The organism is Bacillus cereus group sp. BfR-BA-01316, from assembly GCF_022664195.1.
GTDB lineage: Bacteria > Bacillota > Bacilli > Bacillales > Bacillaceae_G > Bacillus_A.
The window spans coordinates 1-222 of record NZ_JAKUGX010000133.1; the positions used below are offsets into that span (position 1 = coordinate 1).

The window sequence follows — 222 nt, forward strand, 5'->3', positions numbered from 1 at the left end:
ATATAATACTTTCTTATTTTTTATTTTTTTTAAGAATTAACTAGTTGAAGCACTACCTGCTGGAGCTATTTCCTGTCGTCTCCATGGTTGCCCTTCATACCAGAAAGCACCCTGCACGGAACCATTTGCTCCAATCCACCATACTTCCATGCTGTTCGGGATTCTTGACACCGCCGTAATGCCTCCAGTCGTTGAAGCACTGCCTGCCGAGGCTGTTTCCTG

1 pseudogene is annotated in these 222 nt (G+C 45.0%); it reads right to left on the reverse strand.

What is annotated here, in order from left to right:
- Positions 1-36: 36 nt before the first annotated feature.
- Positions 37-222 (reverse strand): annotated as a pseudogene (locus MR071_RS25305) (PLL family lectin); the annotation flags it as partial.